Annotated in this window: 21 protein-coding genes and 2 pseudogenes; 12 read left to right on the forward strand and 11 right to left on the reverse strand. The window is 75.5% G+C overall.

The window, feature by feature from the left end; translation table 11 throughout:
• Positions 1–208: 208 nt before the first annotated feature.
• Both ACPC54_RS31815 and ACPC54_RS31820 read right to left on the reverse strand, forming a co-directional pair.
• Positions 209–982, reverse strand: coding sequence for a hypothetical protein (locus tag ACPC54_RS31815; RefSeq protein WP_498969811.1), 774 nt, complete (start codon positions 980–982; stop codon positions 209–211).
• The gene (locus ACPC54_RS31820) at positions 979–1,746 is read right to left on the reverse strand and encodes a serine hydrolase domain-containing protein (protein WP_498969812.1); all 768 of its coding nucleotides are present in this window, start codon (positions 1,744–1,746) and stop codon (positions 979–981) included. The genes ACPC54_RS31815 and ACPC54_RS31820 overlap by 4 nt, the downstream gene beginning before the upstream one ends.
• Positions 1,747–1,931: 185 nt before the next feature.
• On the opposite strand from ACPC54_RS31820, the pseudogene ACPC54_RS31825 reads away from it, so the two are divergent.
• Positions 1,932–2,072: pseudogene (locus ACPC54_RS31825) on the forward strand (response regulator transcription factor); the annotation flags it as partial.
• A 31-nt stretch (positions 2,073–2,103) separates the two neighbouring features.
• On the opposite strand, the gene ACPC54_RS31830 reads toward ACPC54_RS31825, so the two are convergent.
• The gene (locus ACPC54_RS31830) at positions 2,104–3,042 is read right to left on the reverse strand and encodes an NADP-dependent oxidoreductase (RefSeq protein ID WP_498969814.1); all 939 of its coding nucleotides are present in this window, start codon (positions 3,040–3,042) and stop codon (positions 2,104–2,106) included.
• A 131-nt stretch (positions 3,043–3,173) separates the two neighbouring features.
• Here ACPC54_RS31830 and ACPC54_RS31835 point away from each other — a divergent pair, with 131 nt between their 5' ends.
• The gene (locus ACPC54_RS31835) at positions 3,174–3,581 is read left to right on the forward strand and encodes a winged helix-turn-helix transcriptional regulator (protein WP_498969815.1); all 408 of its coding nucleotides are present in this window, start codon (positions 3,174–3,176) and stop codon (positions 3,579–3,581) included.
• On the opposite strand, the gene ACPC54_RS31840 is transcribed toward ACPC54_RS31835, so the two are convergent.
• From ACPC54_RS31840 to ACPC54_RS31870, 7 genes are all read right to left on the reverse strand, one after another.
• Positions 3,554–4,447, reverse strand: coding sequence for a MerR family transcriptional regulator (locus tag ACPC54_RS31840; RefSeq protein WP_498969817.1), 894 nt, complete (start codon positions 4,445–4,447; stop codon positions 3,554–3,556). The genes ACPC54_RS31835 and ACPC54_RS31840 overlap by 28 nt on opposite strands.
• A 54-nt stretch (positions 4,448–4,501) precedes the next feature.
• On the reverse strand, positions 4,502–5,446 hold the full coding sequence (locus ACPC54_RS31845; protein WP_498969819.1) for a DUF4232 domain-containing protein: 945 nt from the start codon (positions 5,444–5,446) through the stop codon (positions 4,502–4,504).
• Positions 5,447–5,535: 89 nt separating this feature from the next.
• Entirely contained in the window at positions 5,536–6,306 is a 771-nt protein-coding gene (gene uppS, locus ACPC54_RS31850) for a polyprenyl diphosphate synthase (RefSeq protein WP_498969821.1), read from the reverse strand.
• Positions 6,307–6,437: 131 nt separating this feature from the next.
• The gene (locus ACPC54_RS31855) at positions 6,438–7,223 is read right to left on the reverse strand and encodes a hypothetical protein (protein ID WP_498969822.1); all 786 of its coding nucleotides are present in this window, start codon (positions 7,221–7,223) and stop codon (positions 6,438–6,440) included.
• Positions 7,220–7,519: a PadR family transcriptional regulator gene (locus tag ACPC54_RS31860; protein ID WP_033330549.1), complete on the reverse strand. Its 300-nt coding sequence runs from the start codon at positions 7,517–7,519 to the stop codon at positions 7,220–7,222. The genes ACPC54_RS31855 and ACPC54_RS31860 overlap by 4 nt, the downstream gene beginning before the upstream one ends.
• 100 nt (positions 7,520–7,619) lie before the next feature.
• The gene (locus ACPC54_RS31865; protein WP_498969824.1) at positions 7,620–8,453 is read right to left on the reverse strand and encodes a hypothetical protein; all 834 of its coding nucleotides are present in this window, start codon (positions 8,451–8,453) and stop codon (positions 7,620–7,622) included.
• A gap of 95 nt (positions 8,454–8,548) precedes the next feature.
• Complete coding sequence (locus ACPC54_RS31870) at positions 8,549–9,958, reverse strand: amidase (RefSeq protein ID WP_498969826.1); 1,410 nt, start codon at positions 9,956–9,958, stop codon at positions 8,549–8,551.
• A 97-nt stretch (positions 9,959–10,055) separates the two neighbouring features.
• On the opposite strand from ACPC54_RS31870, the gene ACPC54_RS31875 reads away from it, so the two are divergent.
• The 10 genes from ACPC54_RS31875 to ACPC54_RS31920 all read left to right on the forward strand — a co-directional run bounded on the left by ACPC54_RS31875 (position 10,056) and on the right by ACPC54_RS31920 (position 20,165).
• Positions 10,056–10,643: a TetR/AcrR family transcriptional regulator gene (locus ACPC54_RS31875; protein WP_498969828.1), complete on the forward strand. Its 588-nt coding sequence runs from the start codon at positions 10,056–10,058 to the stop codon at positions 10,641–10,643.
• A 190-nt stretch (positions 10,644–10,833) separates the two neighbouring features.
• A complete protein-coding gene (locus ACPC54_RS31880) occupies positions 10,834–11,760 on the forward strand; it encodes an NADP-dependent oxidoreductase (protein WP_498969829.1) in 927 nt (308 codons plus the stop codon).
• Positions 11,761–11,790: 30 nt separating this feature from the next.
• On the forward strand, positions 11,791–12,726 hold the full coding sequence (locus ACPC54_RS31885; protein ID WP_498969831.1) for an AraC family transcriptional regulator: 936 nt from the start codon (positions 11,791–11,793) through the stop codon (positions 12,724–12,726).
• Between the two features lie 75 nt (positions 12,727–12,801).
• The gene (locus tag ACPC54_RS31890; RefSeq protein WP_498969832.1) at positions 12,802–13,944 is read left to right on the forward strand and encodes an RNA ligase family protein; all 1,143 of its coding nucleotides are present in this window, start codon (positions 12,802–12,804) and stop codon (positions 13,942–13,944) included.
• A 131-nt stretch (positions 13,945–14,075) separates the two neighbouring features.
• Positions 14,076–14,438, forward strand: coding sequence for a YciI family protein (locus ACPC54_RS31895; RefSeq protein ID WP_498969834.1), 363 nt, complete (start codon positions 14,076–14,078; stop codon positions 14,436–14,438).
• Positions 14,435–15,697: an RNA polymerase sigma factor gene (locus ACPC54_RS31900; RefSeq protein WP_498969836.1), complete on the forward strand. Its 1,263-nt coding sequence runs from the start codon at positions 14,435–14,437 to the stop codon at positions 15,695–15,697. Before ACPC54_RS31895 ends, ACPC54_RS31900 begins: the two co-directional genes overlap by 4 nt.
• Before the next feature lie 154 nt (positions 15,698–15,851).
• Positions 15,852–16,982 (forward strand): alpha/beta hydrolase, encoded by a 1,131-nt coding sequence (locus ACPC54_RS31905; RefSeq protein WP_498969838.1) that lies wholly within the window; start codon positions 15,852–15,854, stop codon positions 16,980–16,982.
• A gap of 107 nt (positions 16,983–17,089) precedes the next feature.
• Positions 17,090–18,010 carry an AurF N-oxygenase family protein gene (locus ACPC54_RS31910; protein WP_498969840.1) on the forward strand — a complete coding sequence of 307 codons (921 nt, stop codon included), beginning with the start codon at positions 17,090–17,092 and terminating at the stop codon, positions 18,008–18,010.
• 50 nt (positions 18,011–18,060) lie between these two features.
• Positions 18,061–19,773 carry an FAD-dependent oxidoreductase gene (locus ACPC54_RS31915; RefSeq protein WP_498969842.1) on the forward strand — a complete coding sequence of 571 codons (1,713 nt, stop codon included), beginning with the start codon at positions 18,061–18,063 and terminating at the stop codon, positions 19,771–19,773.
• Between the two features lie 176 nt (positions 19,774–19,949).
• Positions 19,950–20,165 carry a hypothetical protein gene (locus ACPC54_RS31920; RefSeq protein ID WP_498969844.1) on the forward strand — a complete coding sequence of 72 codons (216 nt, stop codon included), beginning with the start codon at positions 19,950–19,952 and terminating at the stop codon, positions 20,163–20,165.
• Between the two features lie 208 nt (positions 20,166–20,373).
• Here the strand turns inward: ACPC54_RS31920 and ACPC54_RS31925 are convergent.
• Positions 20,374–21,249: pseudogene (locus ACPC54_RS31925) on the reverse strand (aromatic ring-hydroxylating oxygenase subunit alpha); the annotation flags it as partial.
• Positions 21,250–21,254: the final 5 nt, after the last annotated feature.

The raw sequence follows: 21,254 nt of genomic DNA on the forward strand, positions 1-21,254 counted from the left end.
TTTTTGTCTGTGGGGTTTTTTTCTGTTTCCTGTCCCTTTCGGGGGGTGGGTTTTCAACCCCCCCCTCCCCAAATTATTAGTGGCCGGTCGATCCTCGGATCGACCGGCCACTTCGTCATATGCGGTCACCGTTGGCCCCGCACGGGTTCGTGCGGGGCCAACGGTGACCGTGCGCCGGGCCTTGCTGGGCCGGCGGCTCGCCGAAGCGCTACTTCCGTTGCATGGCGAGGTGGCACGGGTCCTGTTCCTCGGGCTCGCACAGCATGCTCGGGGACGAGGCCCCGTACACGTCCATGGTCTCGGTGCCGTTCAGGACGATGCTCTGCCCCTGGCCGTGCTCGGACGCCCCGGTGCGCGTCCAGTGCCCCGACAGGTAGACGGGCGGCCGGGTGTACCAGATCCGGTGCGGGTCCTCGCCGATGAAGTTGGTGCGGTACCGGCCGTCCGACTGCAGCTCCAGCACCCTGCCGCCGACTCCGGTCCACGTCCCGACGAGGGCCTGGTCGGAGGGGTCGGACGGCGCCCAGCGCTGGTCGGCGCGGTAGCAGGCGAAGCCCCACGTGGCCCCGGCGGCCAGCAGGGCGGCCCCGGCGAGAGCGGCGCCGCCGCGCAGCCACGGCGCCCGTCCGCGCGCCTTCACCGCGAAGACGACGGCGGCGGCCAGTGCCTGCAGCGGCCACAGGAACGCGAGCAGCATGCCCAGGTCGCACCAGGCCAGCCAGGCGAGGGAGGCGGGCTTGCCCCGGTCCTGCCGGGCGGCCGCGCCGCCGAGGCCGGTGAGCGCCATGCCGACCGCCCAGGCCAGCGCGACGTCGACGTACAGGTCGAACCCGGCGGCGTCCGCCGGCTGCGGGCCGTTCCAGTCGAACAGCGCCCGGACGGCGCACCACAGCAGGACCCCGACGATCCCGAGGCAGGCGAACGCCCGGCAGACGAACAGCAAGGTGCCGAGCGCGGCCCGCGCCCAGATCGATCTCTTCACGCAATCCCCCTGATCAGCGCGTTGCCTGCCAGAAGGTAGCCCGGATCCGCCCGGTGCGGCGGAACGGGCCGTTCCTGGTACAGAACTGCGACAGGCGGTCTTCCCCGCTCCCCGCCGGGGCTCAGTGGCAGAGGGCGGTGTCCACGACGGCTTCGAGGCGCTTCGTGACGGCCGGGTCGGCCGGGTCGGCCGGGACGGCGGTCACCGTGATCTCGGCGGCGCGGCCGTCGTCGGTGGCTCCGCCCCGGGTCTCGTAGCCCGGGATGTCGCCGCCGTGGCCCCAGTAGACGCCGCCGCAGGACAGCCGTCGGCTGATCAGCCCCAGCCCGGTTGGTGCTGCTGTAGCCGAACTTCGCCCCGGGGGTGGCGTCGGCCTTGTGCCGGAAGGCGAGGTCCAGGAGGTCGCGGGGTTCGAAGTAGCGGTGCCGGATGGTGGTGTCGTCGATGTCGCCCTCGTAGTCGGGAAGGCCGCTGGTGTGCTGGAGGAGTTGGCGGACGGTGATGCGGTGTCCGTCGATCCCCTCGCCGCGGACGACGTTCGGCAGGTAGGTCTCGACCGGTTCGTCGAGGCCGACCCGCCCTTCGCCGACCAGGCGGAGGGGGTGGCCAGGGTGCCCGCGAGGATGGCGCCGATGGCGAGGGTGGCCGCCGCCGACGACGAGGCCCGTCGGCGCTGCCGTGTGCGCTCGTTCATGAGTCAACTCCGTTGGAATCGTGGGGAATCGGCGGGAACGATCACGGGTTCCGGAGTCTCGGACGCGCATCGCGGAAAGACGGGAGAAACCGCTCCCTCGATCGGGGGAGGCCGCCGCCGGGCCGCCCGACCATACTGGCGATCATGATCACGGGAATCCGGCCGTTGCTGCGCGGCTCCACCTGCACGGGTGCACTGTTCGCCGTCGCCGGCGCGTTCGCGGGCCTGCCACTGGCGGTCCTGGCCCTGCTGCCGGCCGAGGCGCTGCGGGTGAGCCCGGAGACGGTGAAGACGCACGTCGGGAACGTGCTGATGAAGCTCGGCGCCCAGAACCGCACCCATGCGGTGGTGATCGCCTACGAGTCCGGCCCGGTGGTCCCGGGGTCGGGCGGCTGACGCGGCCCGAGCCCCCTTCCGTGCCGCGGGCTCAGGGGGTCAGGACCAGTCGGCCGCGCAGGCCGCCCGTGGCCAGGCGCTCGTGTGCCTCGGCGGCACGGGCCAGCGGCAGACGGTCGGCCACCCGCAGGGACAGCCGGCCGTCCGCGGCGAGCCGGGCCAGGCGGGTCAGGGCGGGGCCGTCCGCGGTGATCCACACGTTCGCCACCCGGATGCCGCGCAGCCCCACCGGCTCGCTGCCGCCCGCCACCGCGACGAACACCCCGCGGCTGCGCACCGCGCCCAGGGCCCGGACGCCGAGCAGCGCCGCGTCCACCGCGCCGTCCACTCCGCTCGGCACCAACGCCCGTACGGCGGCCGCCACATCGGGCACGTCGCGCGGCACGAACCACTCCGCGCCGAAGCCGCGCACCAGCGCCTCGTCCCCCTCCCCGGCCAGGGCGACCACGCGCAGGCCGCGCAGGGCGGCCAGTTCGACGGCGAAGCCGCCGACCGCGCCCGCCGCTCCGGTGACCAGCACGGTGGCGCCCGCCGGCAGGCCGAGCAGGTCGAGGGCCTGCAGGGCCGTGAGGCCGTTGAGCGGCAGTGTCGCCGCCTCCTGCGGCGGGATGCCGTCCGGGGCGAGGGCCAGCGCGTCGGCGTCCAGCACGGCGAAGTCGGCGTAGGTGCCGAGGTCGACGTCCAGGCGGTCGCGCAGACCGATCACCCGGCGGCCGGGCGCGAGGCCCGTCACCCCCGGTCCGACCGCGTCCACCAGCCCGGCCAGCTCCCAGCCGATGCCGGTCACCTCCCGGCGCGCCATCAGCCCCGCCCCGGCCAGCACCCCCGCACGGGTCGCCGCGTCCACCGGGTTGACCCCGGCCGCCTCCACCCGCACCCGCACTTCGCCCGGCCCCGGCTCGGGCCGCGCCACCTCCACCAGCTCCAGCGCCGCCGGGCCGCCGAACTCCCGCACCACCACCGCACGCATCACGCACACACCTCAACTTCCCACGGAAAAAACGGAATCGGGAACGCCACCCAACCTAGGGAGAGCTACTCTCCACAGGGAAGGACGCACTCCGAGGTGCGTACCGCACGGCAAGGGGAGTCGAGCAACCAGTGCCCACCATGACCGCCGCCCAGCGCCGCGCCGCCGCCCGCGCCGACTACGATGCCTACCTCGCCGAGTGCCCGGCCCGCCAACTCCTCGACCGGATCGGCGACAAGTGGGTCAGCCTGGTCGTCAACGCCCTCGCCGACGGGCCGCAGCGCTACAGCGACCTGCGCCGACGCCTCGCCGGGGTCAGCGAGAAGATGCTCACCCAGACCCTGCGCACCCTCGAACGCGACGGCCTGCTCACCCGGGCCGTCACCGCCGGGGTGCCCGCCCGCGTCGACTACGCGCTCACCCCCCTCGGGCGTGACCTGCTGCCGCTGGTGCGGGCCATCAAGACCTGGGCCGAGACCCACATGCCCGCCGTCCTCACCGCCCGCGCCGACTACGACGAGCGGCGCCCGGAGGCCTGACCGGGGCGGAACGGGACGGCGACGTCGGCGACGTGCTCACCGGCCTCGGCGGTCGCCCAGTTCGGGTAGTACACCTCGCGGTTCGAGGCGCTGCGGGTGTGGCCGCGCGCGGCGAGCCAGGCGCCGACCGCGTCGTGGGCGGCGGCCATCGCCGGGTAGCCGCCCTGCCCCTTCGTCACGGCGGTGTACGCCTCCCGGTGCGCCGGCTCGATCCGGACCCCGATCCGGCCGGACGGCTCCACCGCGTTGGCGGTCGGAGCGCAGACCTCGACCAGGCCGTCCGAGTCCTCGCTCACCAGGCCGTGGTAGACCGCGAACAGCGGCCCGGACAGGCACGCCCCCGCCTCCCGCAGGTGGGCGAACAGCAACTGGCTCGACTCCGCGAGGAAACCCGGCAGTTCGGCGGCGGTCACGTGCCGGCGGGCGAACAGGACCTTCTGCTCGGGCACCTCGCGCTCGGCGACCCCGTACCCGGCCGGGCTCCCGCCCGCCAGGACCTCCCGCGCGTAGCCCACCGCGTCCCGGCGGGCCGCGTGCTCGGCCTCCCGCTCCCGCCAGTACGCGTGCAGCGCGCCCACCGACTCCTCGCGGCCGCCCGCGTCGAGCACCGCGGCGATCCGCGCCAGCGGCATCCCGGTGGCCCGCAGCAGCCCGATCCGGCGGGCCCGCTCGACCTGCTCGGGCCCGTAACGGCGGACACCGCTGCGCGGTTCCACGAGCGCCGGCGGCAGCAGCCCCCTGCTCCCGTAGAGCCGCAGGGCCTTCAGGCTGAGCCTGGTCCGGGCGGCGAGCTCCCCGATGGCGATCAGTTCGTCGTGCACGGCCGGCCTGTCGTCCACGTCTTGTGCGTCCTGTGCGTCTGGCATGCCGCCACTGTGCTCCCTGCCCCTGGGACAGGGGCAACTCCCCGCCCGGGGGGGCTAGCCGGCCGGGTCCTTCACCCAGGCGCCGATGCCGAGGCGGCCGGTGGTGCCGAGGTCGAGTTCGGGGGTGACCGTGACGGGGGCGGCGTTCGGGGTGGCGCGGACCCGGACGTACGGGACGTTGACCGGGTCGCCGGACTCGGTCGTGTTGCGCCAGACCAGGGCGGAGTGGGCGCCCTCGCCGGGGCGGAGGGTGAACTTCTGCGGCGGGGCGTCCGCGCCGGTGCCGGTGGCGATCTCGGCGCCGCCGGAGAGGAGGCGGATGCCGTCGACCGGGCGGTGCTCCTGGTCGAGGAGCTGGAGGGTCGGGTAGCCGTCGAGGGCCACCGGGGACGTGCCGCAGTTGCGCAGGGTGAGGCCGACCACGCGCAGGCCCATCGCGGCGTCGCCCTGGTCGGCGTAGAGCCGGACGCCGGAGGGCGGGCAGGGACCGCCGGGCTGCGGGGCCTCGGCGGTGGGGACGCTGCGGACCCGGAGGATCGTCACCTGGCGGCCCGCCCCCGGCCGGGCAGACGCCCGGGGGTCGGCCGGGTCGATCCGGCCCCGCGCGGTGGCGCCCGGGGCGAGGGCGGTCGCGGTCTTCGGCACGGGCTCCAGGCCGCCGCCGGTCAGCGCGGGCCGGTCGAACGTCACGGTGACGTCGGCCGGTTCGCCGCCCTGGTTGGTGACCTCGTAGTCCCCGCAGACCGGGTCGACCGTGACCCGCACCCCGCCCTGGGCGAGTTCGGACGGCTTCGCCGCGCACTCCGCACGGTTGCGGGCGCCCGGGGTCGAAGCTCCGCCCGAACCTCCGCCCGAAGCTCCGGCGGACCCGCAGCCCGCGAGCAGGGCGGCAGCTGCCGCGACGGCGGTGGCCGAGGCGGTGGCGGAGACGGCGGCGGAGGCGACGGCGGAGGCGACGGCGGACGCGAGCGGGCGGGCGGGCTTGGCGAACTGGCGCATCGGACGAGTCGATCACGAACCGATCGGGGCTGCTGTGGTCCGCGCCACTCGCCGTGAAACAGCCCTGCAACGGTCCGGGTGATGCCGCGTCAGCTGCCGTAGCGGCGCTGGCGGGCGGCGAAGCTGCGGATCGCGCGGAGGAAGTCGATCTCGCGGAAGGCCGGCCAGTAGGCCTCGCAGAAGTAGAGCTCGGAGTAGGCGCTCTGCCAGAGCAGGAAGTTGGACAGGCGCTGCTCGCCGCTGGTGCGGATCACCAGGTCGGGGTCGGGGCGCCCGGCGGTGTAGAGGTGGGGCCCGATGTCGTCGACGGTCAGGGTGTCGGCGACCTCGGTGAGCGAGGCGCCGGCCCCGGCGCGGGCGTACATCAGGTCGCGCAGGGCGTCGACGACCTCCTGGCGGCCGCCGTAGCCGACCGCGAGGGTGACGTGGGCACCGGTGGTGCAGTCGCGGGTGGCCTCGACGGCTTCCTTGAGGGCGTGGGCGGTGCTGTCCGGCAGGGCGTCGAGCAGGCCGGCCAGGTGGACCTGCCAGGCCGGGTCCGGCCGGGCGAGCCGGTCGGTCACCACCTGCTCGATCACCCGCATGAGGAAGGCGACTTCGGCGTCACCGCGGCGCTGGAGGTTCTCGGTGGAGCAGACGAACACGGTGACGTGGCGGATGCCGAGTGCCTCGCACCAGGAGAGGACCTCCTCGACGTGCTCGGCGCCGACACGGTGGCCGAGGCTGGGGCTGGCCAGGCCCATCTGCCGGGCCCAGCGGCGGTTGCCGTCCATGATCAGCCCGACGTGCCGGGGCAGCGGACCGGCCGCGACCTGGCGGCGCAGGCGGCGGGTGTAGAGGGTGCGGAGCGGATCGGGCATGAGGGTGCCGTCCCGGTGGTTGGTGTCGGGTGAGGTGGGCCGTGGGCGGGCGGTGTGCGCGGGTGGGCACGTCGGCCGGCCGGTCGGGGGCGTACGGCCGGGGTGTGCGGCCGGGGTGTGCGGCGCAGCGGTCAGTCGGCCGGGGGCAGGTCGCGCAGGTCGCGCAGGGTGCCCGTGCAGACGGCCGTGAGCAGCAGCAGCCCGAGGCCCACGGCGGCGGCGAGCGGGTGGAGGCCGTCCGTCACCGCGGAGCCGAGCAGTGCGGCGCCGCCGGTCGCGCTGGCGGCGGCCAGCGTCCAGACGCCGGCGCGCAGCCGGCGGGTGGGCGGCGGGACGACGGCCTCGGCGCCGACGCCGGTGAAGATCCGCGGGATCTGGATCGCGCCGAGCGCGAGCGCGATCCACCAGCCGGCGAGCACGGCGACCCGCAGGGTGGGTGGCGCGGTGTCGATGCCGCTGTGCACGACGAGCACGACAGCCGTGCCGACCGCGGTGGGCAGGGCGAGCCGGCGTAGCGCCCAGCGCAGCAGCAGGAGTGCCGCCTCCACGGTCGGCCGGGGCCGGGGCGCGACCAGGGCGAGGCCGAGCAGCAGCAGGAGCGTGCTGCCGTGGGTGATCGCGGTACGGGCGTCGGCGGCCGTGGACGGCAGCGCGTCGGCCTGCTCGGCGGCCAGGTGGTTGAGGAACCAGGCGGCGAGCGCGACCGTGATGCCCATGGTGGCCACCCGGCGTTGCCGCTGGGCGGGGGAGTCGGCCGGCCATAACGCCGGGTGCAGCCACATGTCGGCGATGCCCGCGAGCAGGTTCGGCCATGACTTCCAGCCCGCGCCCCGGGCCTCGTCCTCCACCATGGCGCCCCAGCGCTCCCGGAAGGCGTCCGGGTAGAGGCGCACCAGGCTCCGGGCGATGACGCTCACGCCGGATTCACCCCCAGCCGCCGCAGCCCGGCGTCCGCCACCCGGGCCATGGTGCGCAGTTCGCGCTCCAGCACCTCCCGGCCCTGCGGTGTGAGCCGCACCGGGCGTTGGCGGCCCTGCCCGTCGAGCGGTTCGATGAGCTGCTTGGACTCCAGCCTGGTCAGTGCCCCGTACAGGCTGCCTGGGCCGAGGCGTTCGCCGGTCAGCTCCTCGATCGCGGTGTTGATGGCGTACCCGTGCAGCGGCCCGTCCGCGAGTGCGCAGAGCACCAGTGTCTGGGCGTCGTTGGCTTGCATGCCGTGGCGCTCCCTTCGGTCTGACTCCGCACCATACTACGCGTCACGAGCTACGTGCCACGTAGTACGGGTGATGCGGGGAGCGTGGCCTGATCGGACGTCAGCGGACCTCGATGTCGGCGTGGTGGACCTTGTAGCCTCCCTGCAGGACGGGGGCGAACGGGGCCGGGGCCATGCACGTCCCGACGACCGGCTGGTAGGGCTTGCCGGCGGCGTCCAGGGCCATGTCGCCTATGCCCCAGGAGAAGCCGAGGCGGGCGCCGCCGCGGCCGTCGCCGACCTCGCCGTCGCCGTCCTCGCCCTGGTAGATGCTTAGGCCGATCCGGTCGCCGACCGTCAGGACGTCCGACTCGGTCACGACGGCGGTCAGCGTGGCGACCGGGCCGCCGGTGGCCAGGCAGTCCACCGTGGCCTCGCCGGTGTACGTCCGGCCCGTCTCGGCGCTGTGGTGGGAGATCTTGACGGTGCCCTCGGCGTCGGTGGGCAGGCCGTGCTCCAGGCGGGTGCCCGGGAAGACGTGGGTGTACGGGGCCTGCCTGGCGTCGACGGTGAACCGGATCTCGTCCTTCGGGGCGAAGGCGTACATGATCCGGGCGGAGCCGCTGACGCTCGCCGGGCGCGGGTGCCGGCCGTCCTCCCGGGTGGGCGCGGCGGGCGCGGCGGCCGAGGTCGTCGAGGTCACCGGCGTCGCCGGTGTCGCCGAGGCCGTGCCGGCGGAGGCCTGGGTGACGCCGCCCAGCGCCGCCAGGGTCAGCGCGGCGGCGGCCGCGGCCCGCGCGGTACGGGCGCTGCGGGCGGTGGTGCTGGCGGTGGTGCGGGTGATGGTACGAGTGCTGGTGCCGATGCGGAACACGGTGGTCTCCCTCCCCGCGGCGACCCCGGTGGCCGCCGCCGCGATGCCCCAACTCTGGCCCCGGCGGCCCCACTCGCACATGTGCCGATCGGCATAAAGATCGCGCCCGCCCGGCCGCCTGCCCCTGCCGATCGGCAGGGGCAAGCACCCGGCCGCCCCGCCCGCCCGCCCCGCCGTCAGACCGGGTCGACGGGCGTGAACGTGCCGAGCCGGTCCTCCACCGCCTGCGCGGCGGCCAGGCACAGGTCCTCCCGGAACGGGCGCCCGACCAGCTGGACGCCCACCGGCAGCCCGTCCGCGTCGATCCCGGTCGGGACGGCGACGGCCGGCAGGCCGACCAGGCTGGTCACCGAGCAGAGCCGCCGGCCGACCGCGACGCGGTCCCGCCCCGCCTGGTCACGGGACTCCAGGCCGGGCTCGACCGGCGGCTCGGTGAACACCGGGCCGAGCAGCAGCGGGTACTCGTCCAGGAACTCGCCCCACGCCCGCCGGACGCCCGCCCACGCGCCGGTGAGCTTCATCAGCCCGGCCACGTCCGTCGGCGGGGCGCTGCGCATGGTGAACTCGATGAAGCGGCTGCCGGTTTCGCCGAGCAGTTCCCGCACGGCCGGCCAGGTGGGCGCGAACTCGGTGACGACGATCCGGTGGTAGATGTCCAGCGCCTCCTCGAAGCGCGGCACGTCCGGGAGTTCGCACACCTGGTGGCCCGCGTCGCGCAGGGCGTCGGCGGCCCGGGCCAGCGCGGCGTGGACGGTCGGGTGGGTGCCGAGGCCGCCCGGGTCGGCGACCAGGGCGACCTTCGCCGGGCCGGCGAGCGGCGGGCCGTCCAGCGGCACCGGGAGGGCGCGCGGGTCGCGCGGGTCGGGCCCGGCCAGCACGTCGTAGGCGAGCCGGAGGTCGCCGACCGTCCGGGCCAACGGGCCGTCCGTGACGAGGAGTTGGGAGGCGATGCCGGGGTCGTCCGGGCCGATCACGCGCTGGTCGGCGGCGAACCGGCCGGTGCTCGGGTTGAGGGCGGTCACGCCGCAGAACGAGGCCGGGATGCGGACCGAGCCGCCGGAGTCGTTGCCGAGCCCGAGCGGGGCCAGGCCGCAGGCGACGGCGGCGCCGTCCCCGCCGCTGCTGCCGCCCGGGGTGCGGGTGGCGTCCCAGGGGTTGCGGGTGTCCCCGTACAGCTCGCTGCGGGTGTGCATGCCGGCCAGGATCAGGGTGGGCATGTTGCTGTGCCCGATCGGCACGGCGCCGGCGGCGCGCAGCCGGGCGACGGGGACGGCGTCGGCCCGGGCGGTGAGCGCGGCGAACCGGCGCAGCCCGAAGGTGGTCGGCATGCCCTCGATCGGCGTGGACTCCTTGACGGTGAACGGCACGCCCGCGAGCGGCCCCAGCGGTTCGCCCGCCGCGCGGCGCCGGTCGGTGTCCTCGGCGGCCGCCCGGGCGCGCTCGGCGAGGAGCTGGGTGACGGCGTTGACCTGCGGGTTGACCTCGGCGATGCGGGCGAGGTGGCTGTCGAGCACCTCCACGGCCGACACCTCGCCGGCCCGGACGGCGGCGGCGAGGGCGCCGGCGGTCAGTTTCCACAGGGGCATGGGGATCCTCCTCCTCGACGGTTCCGATGCGAGTGCATCGGAAACGGAACCGTACCCGAGGATCCGATACAGTTGCATCGAATAAAGGAGGCCGGGCATGCCCAAGCAGGTGGACCACGAGGAACGGCGCCGGCGCATCGCCGACGCCGTCTGCCGGCTCATCGACGAAAGCGGCCTCGAAGCGGCCACCCTGCGCGACGTCGCCGCCCGCGCCGAGGTGTCGATGGGCGCCGTGCAGCGCTGCTTCCGCACCAAGGACGAGATGCTGCGGTTCGCGCTGCGGCACATCGGCGACCGCATCGCCGAGCGGGTCCGTACCCGCCTGCTCGCCGGCCCCGCCCAGTCCGCCGCCAGCGCGCTCGGCCACGTCACGACGGAACTGGCGTTGCTGCGCGCGGAACACCGCGCCGAGGCCCGGATCTGGCTCGCCTTCGTCGCCCGGGCCGCCGTCGACCCCGGCCTGGCGGAACTGCTGCGGGCCGGGTACGCGGAGTCCGAGGACCTGCTCGTCCGGCTCCTCGCGGAGGCCGGAGCGCCCGGTGCGCACCGCGAGGCCCGCACGCTGCTCGCCCTCGCGGACGGCCTCACCGCGCACGTGCTCCTCGGGCGGCTCGACGCCGAGGAGGCCGGGGAGTTGCTGCACGCGCACCTCGCGGCGCTGTGGGCGAAGCCGGGCGCTCCGTAGCCGGCGTCCGACCCGCCCGGTCCGACCCGCTCGGTCCGATCCGCTCCATCCGATCCGCTCCCGTGGCGAGACGATCGGACATCCGGTGAAGACTGAGGGATATTCATCCGCTCACCCGATCTCCCTACCGTTGAGGACATCGAGAACGGCCCCACCGGGGGCCGGTGTTGACCGGACGAAGGAGAACACGATGCGTGCGATGGTGCAGAAGGAGTTCGGCGGCCCCGAGGTGCTGCAGCTGGTCGAGACCGAGCGGCCGACGCTGCGCAGCGGCGAGGTGCTGGTGCGGGTCGAGGCCGCCGGGGTGAACCCGGTCGACCTGGCGGTGCGGTCGGGGGCGTTCCCGCTGCTGGGCGAGCCGCCGTTCACGATCGGCTGGGACGTCTCCGGCGTGGTCGAGGAGGCCGGGCCGGGGGCCCGCTACCGGGTGGGCGAGGAGGTCTACGGGATGCCGTTCTTCCCGCGCGCCGCCGGCGGCTACGCCGAGTACGTCGCCGCGCCCTCGCGCCAACTGGCCCGCAAGCCCGCCTCCCTGGACCACGTCCAGGCCGCCGCGCTGCCGCTGGCCGCGTTGACCGCCTGGCAGGGCCTGGTCGACCTGGCCGGGATCGGCGAAGGGCAGCGGGTGCTGATCCACCGGGCCGCCGGCGGCGTCGGCCACTTCGCCGTGCAGATCGCCAAGGCCCGTGGCGCGTACGTGATCGCGCTGGCCGGCGAGCCCAAGCACGGCTTCCTCAAGGAGCTCGGCGCGGACGAGGTGATCGACTACCGGACCACCGACTACACCGGCGCGGTGCGGGACGTCGACGTCGTCTTCGACTCCTCCTCCGAGAACACCCGGGCCCTGGAGGTGCTGAAGCCGGGCGGGACCCTGGTCAGCATCATGGAGCACTGGAACCAGGAGCTGGCCGCCGCGATCGAGGCCGCCGGGCGCCGGTTCGCCGGCGTCTCCGTCGAACCCGACTACGCCTCGCTGGAGGCGATCGCCGCCCTGGTGGACGCCGGCCGGATCCGCCCGCACATCGCGGCGACCTTCCCGCTCGCCGAGGCCGGCCGGGCGCACGAACTGGTCGGCTCCGGTAGCGTCCAGGGCAAGGTCGTACTGACCGTTGAGTGACCGGAACGGACGGATCGCAGGGGGCGGACGTTGGACATCCTGACCGAGGCACTGGGCTCCATGCGGACGGCACACCCGGCGTCCGTGCGCACCGAGGGCCGGGCGCCCTGGGGCCTGCGCCTGCCCCCGGTGGTCGGGGCCGTCTTCCACGTGGTGCTGTACGGCACCTGCTGGCTGGTCCCGGCGGACCGGGCCGCCGGCGGCGAGCCGGTCCCGCTCAGCCCCGGCGACGTGCTGTTCCTGCGGGACGGCCGCGGCCACGTCCTGGCCGACCGTCCGGACACCCCGGCGGTCGACGCGAACGCCTGCCGGTTCGACCGCAGCACGCCGATCGGCACCGTCTCGCTCGGCGGCGACGGCGCCCGGACCAGCCTGCTGTGCGGCAGCTACCACCTCGACCAGGGCCGCCCGCACCCGATGGTCCGCCAGCTGCCGGCCCTGATCCACCTGCCGACCCGGCACGGTCGTCACCCCGAACTCGCCTCCGCCGTCCAGCTGTTGGGTGCGGAGCTGGAGAACCCGCGGATCGGCTCGGCCGGGATCGTGCCGGCGCTGATCGACTCGCTGCTGCTGTACATCCTGCGGGCCTGGTTCGAGGACCAGCCCGCGGCCACCGCCGCGGGCTGGGCGGCGGCGATCCGGGACGCGGGCGTCGCCCCCGCCCTGGCGGCGATCCACGAGGCGCCGGCCACCCCGTGGACGGTGGAGTCGCTCGCGGACCGGGCGGGCCTGTCCCGGGCCGCCTTCGCCCGCCGGTTCACCTCGCTGGTCGGCGAGCCGCCGATGGCGTACCTGACCCGCTGGCGGATGACCACCGCCGCCCGCCTGCTGCGCGAGTCCGAGGCGCCGCTCACGGCCGTCGCCACCCAGGCCGGGTACGGCTCGGAGTACGCCTTCGCGAAGGCGTTCAAGCGGGAGTTCGGGCAGGCCCCCGGCGGCTACCGCCGGGAGGCCCGCGCGGCGTGACGCCCGGTCCGACGCCGCCGGTGCCCGCGGAATCCCCGTTGCCCGGGGGCGGGTGACCCGGCGAGGATCGAGGGCGTGCCCGCCGACGAGAGCCCCGAACCGACGCCCGGACCGACGCCCGGGCCGACGCCCGAACCGACGCCCGGATCGAGCCCCGAGCCGAGCCCCGAGCCGAGCCCCGAGCTGACGCCGTACCCCAAGGTCCCCGCCAAGGGGCGCCCCGACGCGCCCGGCAGCCGGGAGTGGATCGCGGCGGAGAAGGTGCACGGCGCGCACTTCGCGGTCCTGTGCGAGCCCGGCGGCGCCGTCCGCCCGGCCAAACGGCGCGAACTGCTCGGCGACGAAGGGCTGGACGGCTTCTTCGGCGTCAGCCGGATCTGGCCCCGGCTCGCCGTCACCGCCGCCCGCCTCGCCGCCGCCGTGCGCGCCGACCCGGCCCACCGCGCGGCCGGCGCGACGGTCACCGTGTACGGCGAACTCGCCGGCGGCCGCTACCCGCACCCCGACGTGCCCGCCGAGGACGGCGTCGACCCGGTGCAGACCGGCGTCTGGTACGCGCCCGGCCTGCACTGGCTGCCGTTCGACGCCACCGTCGAAACCCCCGAAGGCCGCTGGTGGATCGCCGACCGCGCCCTGCGCGCCGCCACGGCCGCCGCCGGACTCACCGCCGTGCCCCTGCTCGGCCGCGGCCCGCTCACCACCCTGCAACAGCTCCCGGTCGCCTACCCCAGCCGCGTCCCGGCCCTGCTCGGACTGCCCGAACTGCCGGACAACCACGCCGAGGGCTACGTCCTCAAACCGGCCGGGGAATGGCGCGAGACCGGCGCCGCCGAGGCCGCCGGTGTCGCCGGTGCGACCGGTGCCGCCGCCCGTCCGCTCCGCAAGGTCAAACAACGGGCCTTCGCCGAGGACGAGCGCTACGACGGCGCCCGCCCGTACCTCGTCCCGCCCCAGGGCGCGGCCGGCGTCCCCGGCTGGCTGCTCGCCCGGGCCAGCGCCCTGCTCACCCCCGCCCGCGCGGCCGCCGCCGTCAGCAAACTCGGGCCGCGCACCCCGCTGGACGCCGTCGCCGCCGAGATCGCCGCCGACGCGGCGGCCGAGCTCGCCGAGGCCCTCGGCGGCCTCGACGACGCCACCGAAGCCGCCCTGCGGGGCGCCCTCGGGCCCGGCGCCCGCTCGCTCGCCGCGTTCGACGCCGAGGACCGGGGGCGGCGCTGACCTGCGGCGATGCTCCTCCCGGAAATTTCCCGGTAGAAAACCGCCGGTTCGTGTCGAGACGCCGGCCCCCGCTCCGTCCCATGGATGACGGCACGCCAGCGGGGCGCGCGGAACGCAGGAGGAGAACGACCGTGAAGTACGTCGCGGCGATCTACGGCAACCAGGCCACGTGGGAGTCCTTCCCGGCCGAGGCCTGGCCGGAGGCCATCGCCAAGCAGGAGGCGTTCAACGCCCGCTACCGGGAGACCGGCGAGCTCATCGGCGCCTACGGGCTCGCCGACGCGGCCGCCGCCCAGCTGGTGCGGCGCGTCGACGGCGCGCCGGTCGTCACCGACGGGCCGTACCTGGAGACCAAGGAGTACCTGGCCAGCTTCTACCTGCTTGACTGCGAGAGCCTGGAGCGCGCCCAGCGGATCGCCGCCGACATGCCGTTCGCGGACGTCGAGCCGGTGGAACTGTGGCCGGTCCTGCACGAGTCCCCGGCCGGCGCGTGAACCTCCCCGACCCGGCCGTCGAGGACCTGCTGCGCGAACTCGCGCCGCAGGTCCTCGGCGTGCTGGTACGCCGCCACGGCGGGTTCGACACCTGCGAGGACGCGGTGCAGGAAGCCCTGCTCGCCGCCGCCCTGCGCTGGCCGCAGGACGGCCTGCCGGAACACCCGCGCGGCTGGCTGATCACGGTCGCCGGCCGCAAACTCCTCGACCAGGTCCGCAGCGAGGCCGCCCGGCGCCGCCGCGAGGAGACCCTCGCGCTCGCCACCCCGCAGGCCGCGCTGCTCGCGCCCGCCGCCGACGCGGGAGCGGACGGGGCCGCCGACGACTCCCTCGCGCTGCTGTTCCTCTGCTGCCACCCGGCCCTGTCCGCACCCAGCCGGATCGCCCTCACCCTGCGCGCGGTCGGCGGGCTCACCACCGCCCAGATCGCCGCCGCGTTCCTGGTCCCCGAAGCCACCATGGCGCAGCGGATCAGCCGCGCCAAGCAGAGCATCAGGACGGCCGGGGGCGGGTTCGGGCCGCTGGCCGCAGCGACGGCGACGGCGACGGCGGCTCGGCTCGGCGAAGTCCGGCAGGTGCTGTACCTGATCTTCAACGAGGGCTACACGGCCAGCGACGGCGAGGAGTTGACCTCGCCCGCACTCGCCACCGAGGCGATCCGCCTCACCCGGCTCCTGCTGCGCCACACCCCCGGCGACGCCGAGACCACCGGACTGCTCGCCCTCATGCTCCTCACCGACGCCCGCCGACCCGCCCGCACCGGCCCGGGCGGCGCGCTGATCCCCCTCGACGAGCAGGACCGCACGCTGTGGCGGAGCGAACTGCTCGACGAAGGCCTGGAGTTGATCGGCGAGGCACTGTCGGGCGGACAGGTCGGGCCGTACCAGGTGCAGGCGGCGATCGCGGCCGTGCACAGCGAGGCGCCGAGTGCCGAGCGGACGGACTGGCCGCAGATCCTGGTGCTCTACGACCTGCTGCTCGCCTTCGACGCCAACCCGATGGTCGCCCTCAACCGGGCCGTCGCGGTCGCCATGGTGCAGGGCGCGGAAGCCGGACTGGCGGTCGTCGACGCCCTGGCCGCCGACCGCCGCATGGCCCGCCATCACCGCCTGCTCGCCGTCCGCGCCCACCTGCTCGACCTCGCCGGCGCCGACCCGTCCACCACCGCCGAGGCCTACCGCACCGCCGCCACCCGCACCACGAGCGCCCCCGAACGCCGCCACCTGATCGACCGCGCGCAACGACGGGCGGCGGAGTAGAAAGCCGGCGCGCCCGGGCCGGCTGGGTGGCGGCTGGTGGAGTGGGAAGTCGGCCCGGCCGACTTCTCGTGCCGCGGGGAGGGGCCCCTTTCGGGGGGTGGGTGGGGGACGCATCATGGGGCTCCCGTTGTGCGACGCTCCCAGGAGGCAGCAGATGGCCACCCCGCAGACCACCCCGCAGACCACCCCGCAGACCACCCCGCAGACCGACCCGCAGACCACCCAGCGAACCGCCCGACGCGGCGTCCCGTTCCCCGTCCGGGTGCAGGCGCGGGCCCTTCGGGCCGTGTACGCGCTGCCGGCCGGGGTCCGGCGGGTGCTGGCCGGGGCGCCGGTGGTGCGGGACGGGCAGGCGCTGGCGGTGGACGCGCAGTTGATGCTGCGGCTGCAGCGGCTCTCGGGCGCGGCGCTGGTGGTGCCGGGCGGGGTGGGGCCGTCGCGGGTGGCGATGGACCTGTCCCGGCACCTGGTGGGCGGCCCGACCCTGCCGGTGGCCGTCCGGGAGGTGGCGATCCCGCAGCCGCACGGGGAGCTGCCGGCCACGCTGTACACGCCGCGCGGGCTGGCGGCCGGTTCCGGGCTGCTGGTGTTCCTGCACGGGGGCGGCTGGGTGGTGGGCAGCCGGGCGAGCCATGACCAGGTCTGCCGGTACCTGGCGCGGCGGGCCGGGGTGCGGGTGCTGTCGGTGGAGTACCGCCTGGCGCCGGAGCACCCGTTCCCGGCGGCGGCCGAGGACGCGCTGGCCGCGTTCGACTTCGCGCACGCCGGGGCGGCCGCGCTGGGCGCGGACCCGGCGCGGATCGCGGTCGGCGGGGACAGCGCGGGCGGCAACCTGGCGGCGGTGACGGCGCAGGCGGCGGTGCGGCGGGGCGGGCCGGCGCCGGCGTTCCAGCTGCTGCTGTACCCGGCGGCGGACGCCTCCGTCCGGCGCCGTTCGCGCGAGCTGTTCGCGGAGGGCTTCTACCTGACGAGTGCGCAGATGGACTGGTTCGCCGACCACTACGCCCCCGAGCCGGCCGACCGTACGGACCCGCGGCTGTCCCCGCTGCTGGCCGGGGACCTGGCGGGCCTGCCGCCCGCGTACGTCGGCACGGCGGGTTTCGACCCGCTGCGGGACGAGGGCGAGGCGTACGCGGAGGCGTTGCGCGCGGCGGGGGTGGCGGTGCGGCTGAGCCGGCACCGGGATCTCATCCACGGCTACGCCAACTACCTGGGGATCGGCGGCCGCTTCCTGGAGGCGACGGCCGAGGCGGCGGAGGCGCTGCGCGAAGCGGTGGGCAGCTAGCCGGTCGCCCGCTGCGCAGGGGCTTCTCGCGCTCACCCGCTTATTGTACTCTCCGTCTAATAAGCGGGTGAGCGGGCACCCGCAGGAGCAGGCACCTGGAGGCAGCCATGGCTCTCACCGACCCGGTGGCGCGGCACGACCACCGGCACACCACGGCGGACGACGACGTCTCGAAGCGGCTGCTGGAGTCGGCCGCGACCCTCTCCTACGACCCCTCGGTCGAGATCGACTGGGACGCCCCGCTCCCGCCGGAGCACCACGGCCTGAACCCGGAGTGGAGCACCCTCTACGGCACCCGGCTGTGGGACGAGATGACCGAGCAGCAGCGGGTGACCCTCACCCGGCACGAGGTCTGCTCGATCATGAACACCGGCATCTGGTTCGAGATGATCCTCCAGCAGATGGTGCTGCGCGACCAGTACCTCAACAACCCCGCCAGCGCCGAGTTCCGCTTCGCGCTCACCGAGATCGCCGACGAGTGCCGGCACTCGATCATGTTCGCCCGCGCCTGCGAGAAGATGGGCGTCCCCGCGTACCGGCCGCACAAGCTGATCGCCCAGGCGGGCCGGGCCTTCAAGTCGCTCGCGAAGGGCGAACTCGCCTACGGCGGCATCCTGGTGGCCGAGGAAGTGCTCGACGTCATGCAGCGCGACTGGATGCGCGGCGAGGACGTCCTGGAGATCGTCCGCGGCACCTCCCGGATCCACGTGGTCGAGGAGTCCCGGCACATGAAGTTCGCCCGGCAGGAGATCCGCGAGCGGATGCGCCACGCGGGCCCGGCCCGCCGCGCCAACGCGGCCTTCGGCATCGCGGTCTGCGCGTACGTGATCGTCTCCAGCATGGTCCACCCGGGCGTGTACAAGGCCGCCGGGCTCGACGTCGGGCGGGCGCTCGACGAGGTGAAGGCGAACGAGCACCGCAAGGCGATGCTGCGCACCAGCTCCCGCCACCTGATGGCGTTCCTCGCCGAGACCGGGCTGCTCACCCGCCGCTCGGCGGCGATCTACCGTCGCCTCCACATGCTCTGACGGTCCGCCAGTCAGCGCGGACCCCCCACAGCGAGGACCCCACTCCGGCCATGGCCTACGCGATCACCCAGACCTGTTGCAACGACGCCTCGTGCGTGTCCGTCTGCCCGGTCAACTGCATCCACCCGACCCCGGACGAGCCGGAGTTCGGCACCACCGACATGCTGTACATCGACCCGGCGGCCTGCATCGACTGCGGCGCCTGCGCGGACGCCTGCCCGGTGGACGCGGTGTTCCCGGTCGACCGGCTGCGCGGCCCGGACACCGTCTTCGGCCCGATCAACCGGGACTGGTACCGCGACCACCCCAGCGATCACGCCTGGGGCGCGCCCGCGTTCCCGCGCAGCCTGCCCGGCGAGTTCGGCCCGCTGCGGATCGCCGTCGTCGGCACCGGCCCGTCCGCCGGGTACACCGCGCAGGAACTGCTGCGCCGCACCGGCGCCGAGATCACCATGATCGACCGGCTGCCGGTGACCGGCGGGCTGCTGCGGCACGGCGTCGCCCCCGACCACCAGTCCACCAAGCGGATCGCGGAGAGCTTCGCGAGCGTCTTCCACGACCCGCGGCTGCGGATGCACCTCAACGTGGAGGTCGGCACCGACGTCACGCACGCGGAGCTGGCCGCGCACCACCACGCGGTGGTGTACGCGGTCGGCGCGGCCGCCGACCGGCGGCTCGGCATCCCCGGCGAGGACCTGCCGGGCAGCCTGCCGGCCACCACCTTCGTCGGCTGGTACAACGCCGAGCCCACGGTGCCGGCCGACGCCGTCGAGCTGTCCGCCGAGCGGGTCGCGGTGATCGGCAACGGCAACGTCGCCGTGGACATCGCCCGGATCCTGCTCACCGACCCGGACCGGCTCACCGCCACCGACATCGCCGACCACGCGCTCGCGGCGCTGCGTGCCGGCCGGGTGCGCGAGGTGGTGCTGCTGGCCCGGCGCGGGCCGGAGCAGGCGGCGTGGACGAAGGCGGAGTTCCTGGCGCTGCGGCAGCTGCCGGGGGTGGAGGTCGTGGTCGAGGACCACCCGCAGGTGCGGGCGGCGATCGAGGCGGCCGGGCCGGACTCGCGGGCGGCGCTGCTCGCGGGGCTGCCGCTGGTGCCGTCCGAAGCGGGGTCGGCTGGTGCGGGGCCGTCCGGAGCGGAGCCCGGCGCCGCGCGGCGGATCGTGCTGCGCTTCCTGTCGGCGCCGGTCGAGCTGGTGGCCGGCGCGGACGGCCGGGTCGCCGGGGTGACCGTCGAACGGACGGCCCTGGGCGCGGCCGGTGCGGACGGTGTGGCCGGTGCGGAAGGCTCGGTCACGGGGACGGGCGAGCGGGAGACCCTGCCGGCCGGGCTGGTGGTCCGCTCGATCGGGCACCGGGGCGTTCCGGTGCCCGGCCTGCCGTTCGACGAGGCGGCGGCGGCCGTCCCGCACCGGGGCGGGCGGGTCGTCGACCCGGGGACGGGGCGGCCGCTGCCGGGGGCGTACCTGGTCGGGTGGGCCAAGCGCGGGCCGTCCGGCGGGATCGGCGCCAACCGGGCCTGCGCGCGGGAGACCGTGGACGCGCTGCTGGACGACGCCGAGGCCCGTGCGCTGTCCGTCCCGGCAGGGAGCCGGCGGGACTTCGACCGGCTGGTGCGCGGACGGCGGCCGGACGCGGTGGGGCTCAAGGAGCTGCGGGCGGTGGACCGGGCGGAGCGCGCCCGGGGCGCGGCCGAGGGGCGGCCGCGGGTGAAGCTCGCCACCGTGCCGGCGCTGCTGGCGGCGGGGCGGCGGCGGTGAATCCCGAGGCGCCGGCTGCACGAGAAGTCGGACCGGCCGACTTCTCGTGCAGCCGGCGATCGTTCGCCTGCGCGGTTTCGCGCCGGGGTTGAACTCGCGGCCGCGGGTTGACGCGGCCGTGTCCCGATCCGGGTGGGGTGCGTTGGGCGGGTGTGAGTGCATTCGGGGTGAAGCCGGTGTCGCGTCGGCGACGACCGGTCGAAGAAACGATCCTGCACGGCGCGGAGCCGTTTCCGGGCCTCCCGGAACGGCCGCCCGACCGTCCGGAGGCGGCTGATCCGGAGGCCCCCATCTACGCCGAGCTGGCCCGGCGCTGGCAGGCCGAGGGCCGCACCGTGCCGGGCCTGCCCGACCCGGTCTGGGAGAACCTGGCCGCCCCGCGCGGGGCGTGAACACGGGCGCGGGCAGGACGGACGAGGCGGGAGCTCGGCGGGGGGCGTCCGCCACCTGGCCGTTCGGGTCCGCGGGGTCCGCCGGCTTCGCGGGGCCGGTCACGTCGGCCACGTCGGTCACGTCGGCGATGTCGGCCGGCCAGTCCGGATAGAACTGCCGCGACCACCGCCGGAACACGCCGATCGACCGCTCTCCCGGGACGAGCCGAGGCTGCGCCAGGTACCGCTTGTGCGCCAGCACCTGCCGGTCCTGCTTGATGATCCGCACCGCCGCCTGCAGCGCCAGCCAGGACGCCGCCCGGTCCAGGGCGCCGGCCGGGCCGAGCCGGGGCAGCGGCACGCTGACGCACGTCGCGAACCGCACCCTGGTCCGCCACGGCGCGACCGGCGTCGGCAGCACCCACACCCGCAAGGTGGCGCCCAGTTCCGGGAGTTCGGCGACCAGTCGGGTCAGTCCCAGCCCGGCCAAGGTCACCGGCTGCTCCAGGCTCACCGTGCCGAGCCCCGGGAAGCGGGTGGTGGTGCGTTGGTGGACGGTGAACAGCGGGCCGTCGACCTCCGGCGGGGCGGTCTCCCGGGTGTCCAGGCCGTGCAGCACGGTCGTGTGCCGGAAGTCCACGTTGTTCTCCATCACCTCCTGCGGGTGGGAGCTCACCTCCCCGCTCCACCAGGCGAGCGGTCGCACCCCGACCGGCGGCGGCAGCTGCCAGGCCGGCGGCTCGCCGGCCGGGCCGCACCAGACGAACAACGCGCCGTCCCGCTCGCAGAACTGACGTGGCGTCAGCGATGCCCGCAGCCGGGTGCCGTCCGGCGCGCCGGTGCAGGAGCCGTCCGGGCCGAAGGCGAACCCGTGGAACGGGCAGACCAGTTCCTCGCCCCGCACCCGGCCGCCGGCCCCGAAGTGCGCGCCCAGGTGCGGGCATTGCGGCCCGATCGCCCGGACGACGCCCCGCCGCGTCCGGTACAGCACCACGTCCTCGCCCATCAGCCGGGCCGTCCGCACCCGGCCGGGCGGCAGATCGCGCGTGCGGCCGACGCAGAACCAGCCGCTCGGGTAGGGGACCTGGGCCGGGCGCTCGTCCATGAAGG

This window comes from Kitasatospora sp. NPDC094028 (assembly GCF_049543595.1).
Taxonomy (GTDB): Bacteria; Actinomycetota; Actinomycetes; order Streptomycetales; family Streptomycetaceae; genus Kitasatospora.

Excerpts from the sequence above, each read along its gene's own strand:
- uppS (WP_498969821.1), bottom strand. The coding sequence starts at position 6,306 with ATGCCCGATCCGCTCCGCACCCTCTACACCCGCCGCCTGCGCCGCCAG.
- ACPC54_RS31875 (WP_498969828.1), top strand. The coding sequence starts at position 10,056 with ATGCCCAAGCAGGTGGACCACGAGGAACGGCGCCGGCGCATCGCCGAC.
- ACPC54_RS31820 (WP_498969812.1), bottom strand. The coding sequence starts at position 1,746 with ATGCGCGTCCGAGACTCCGGAACCCGTGATCGTTCCCGCCGATTCCCC.
- ACPC54_RS31830 (WP_498969814.1), bottom strand. The coding sequence starts at position 3,042 with ATGCGTGCGGTGGTGGTGCGGGAGTTCGGCGGCCCGGCGGCGCTGGAG.
- ACPC54_RS31880 (WP_498969829.1), top strand. The coding sequence starts at position 10,834 with ATGCGTGCGATGGTGCAGAAGGAGTTCGGCGGCCCCGAGGTGCTGCAG.
- ACPC54_RS31860 (WP_033330549.1), bottom strand. The coding sequence starts at position 7,519 with ATGCAAGCCAACGACGCCCAGACACTGGTGCTCTGCGCACTCGCGGAC.
- ACPC54_RS31865 (WP_498969824.1), bottom strand. The coding sequence starts at position 8,453 with ATGTGCGAGTGGGGCCGCCGGGGCCAGAGTTGGGGCATCGCGGCGGCG.
- ACPC54_RS31910 (WP_498969840.1), top strand. The coding sequence starts at position 17,090 with ATGGCTCTCACCGACCCGGTGGCGCGGCACGACCACCGGCACACCACG.
- ACPC54_RS31845 (WP_498969819.1), bottom strand. The coding sequence starts at position 5,446 with ATGCGCCAGTTCGCCAAGCCCGCCCGCCCGCTCGCGTCCGCCGTCGCC.
- ACPC54_RS31840 (WP_498969817.1), bottom strand. The coding sequence starts at position 4,447 with ATGCCAGACGCACAGGACGCACAAGACGTGGACGACAGGCCGGCCGTG.
- ACPC54_RS31870 (WP_498969826.1), bottom strand. The coding sequence starts at position 9,958 with ATGCCCCTGTGGAAACTGACCGCCGGCGCCCTCGCCGCCGCCGTCCGG.
- ACPC54_RS31915 (WP_498969842.1), top strand. The coding sequence starts at position 18,061 with ATGGCCTACGCGATCACCCAGACCTGTTGCAACGACGCCTCGTGCGTG.
- ACPC54_RS31905 (WP_498969838.1), top strand. The coding sequence starts at position 15,852 with ATGGCCACCCCGCAGACCACCCCGCAGACCACCCCGCAGACCACCCCG.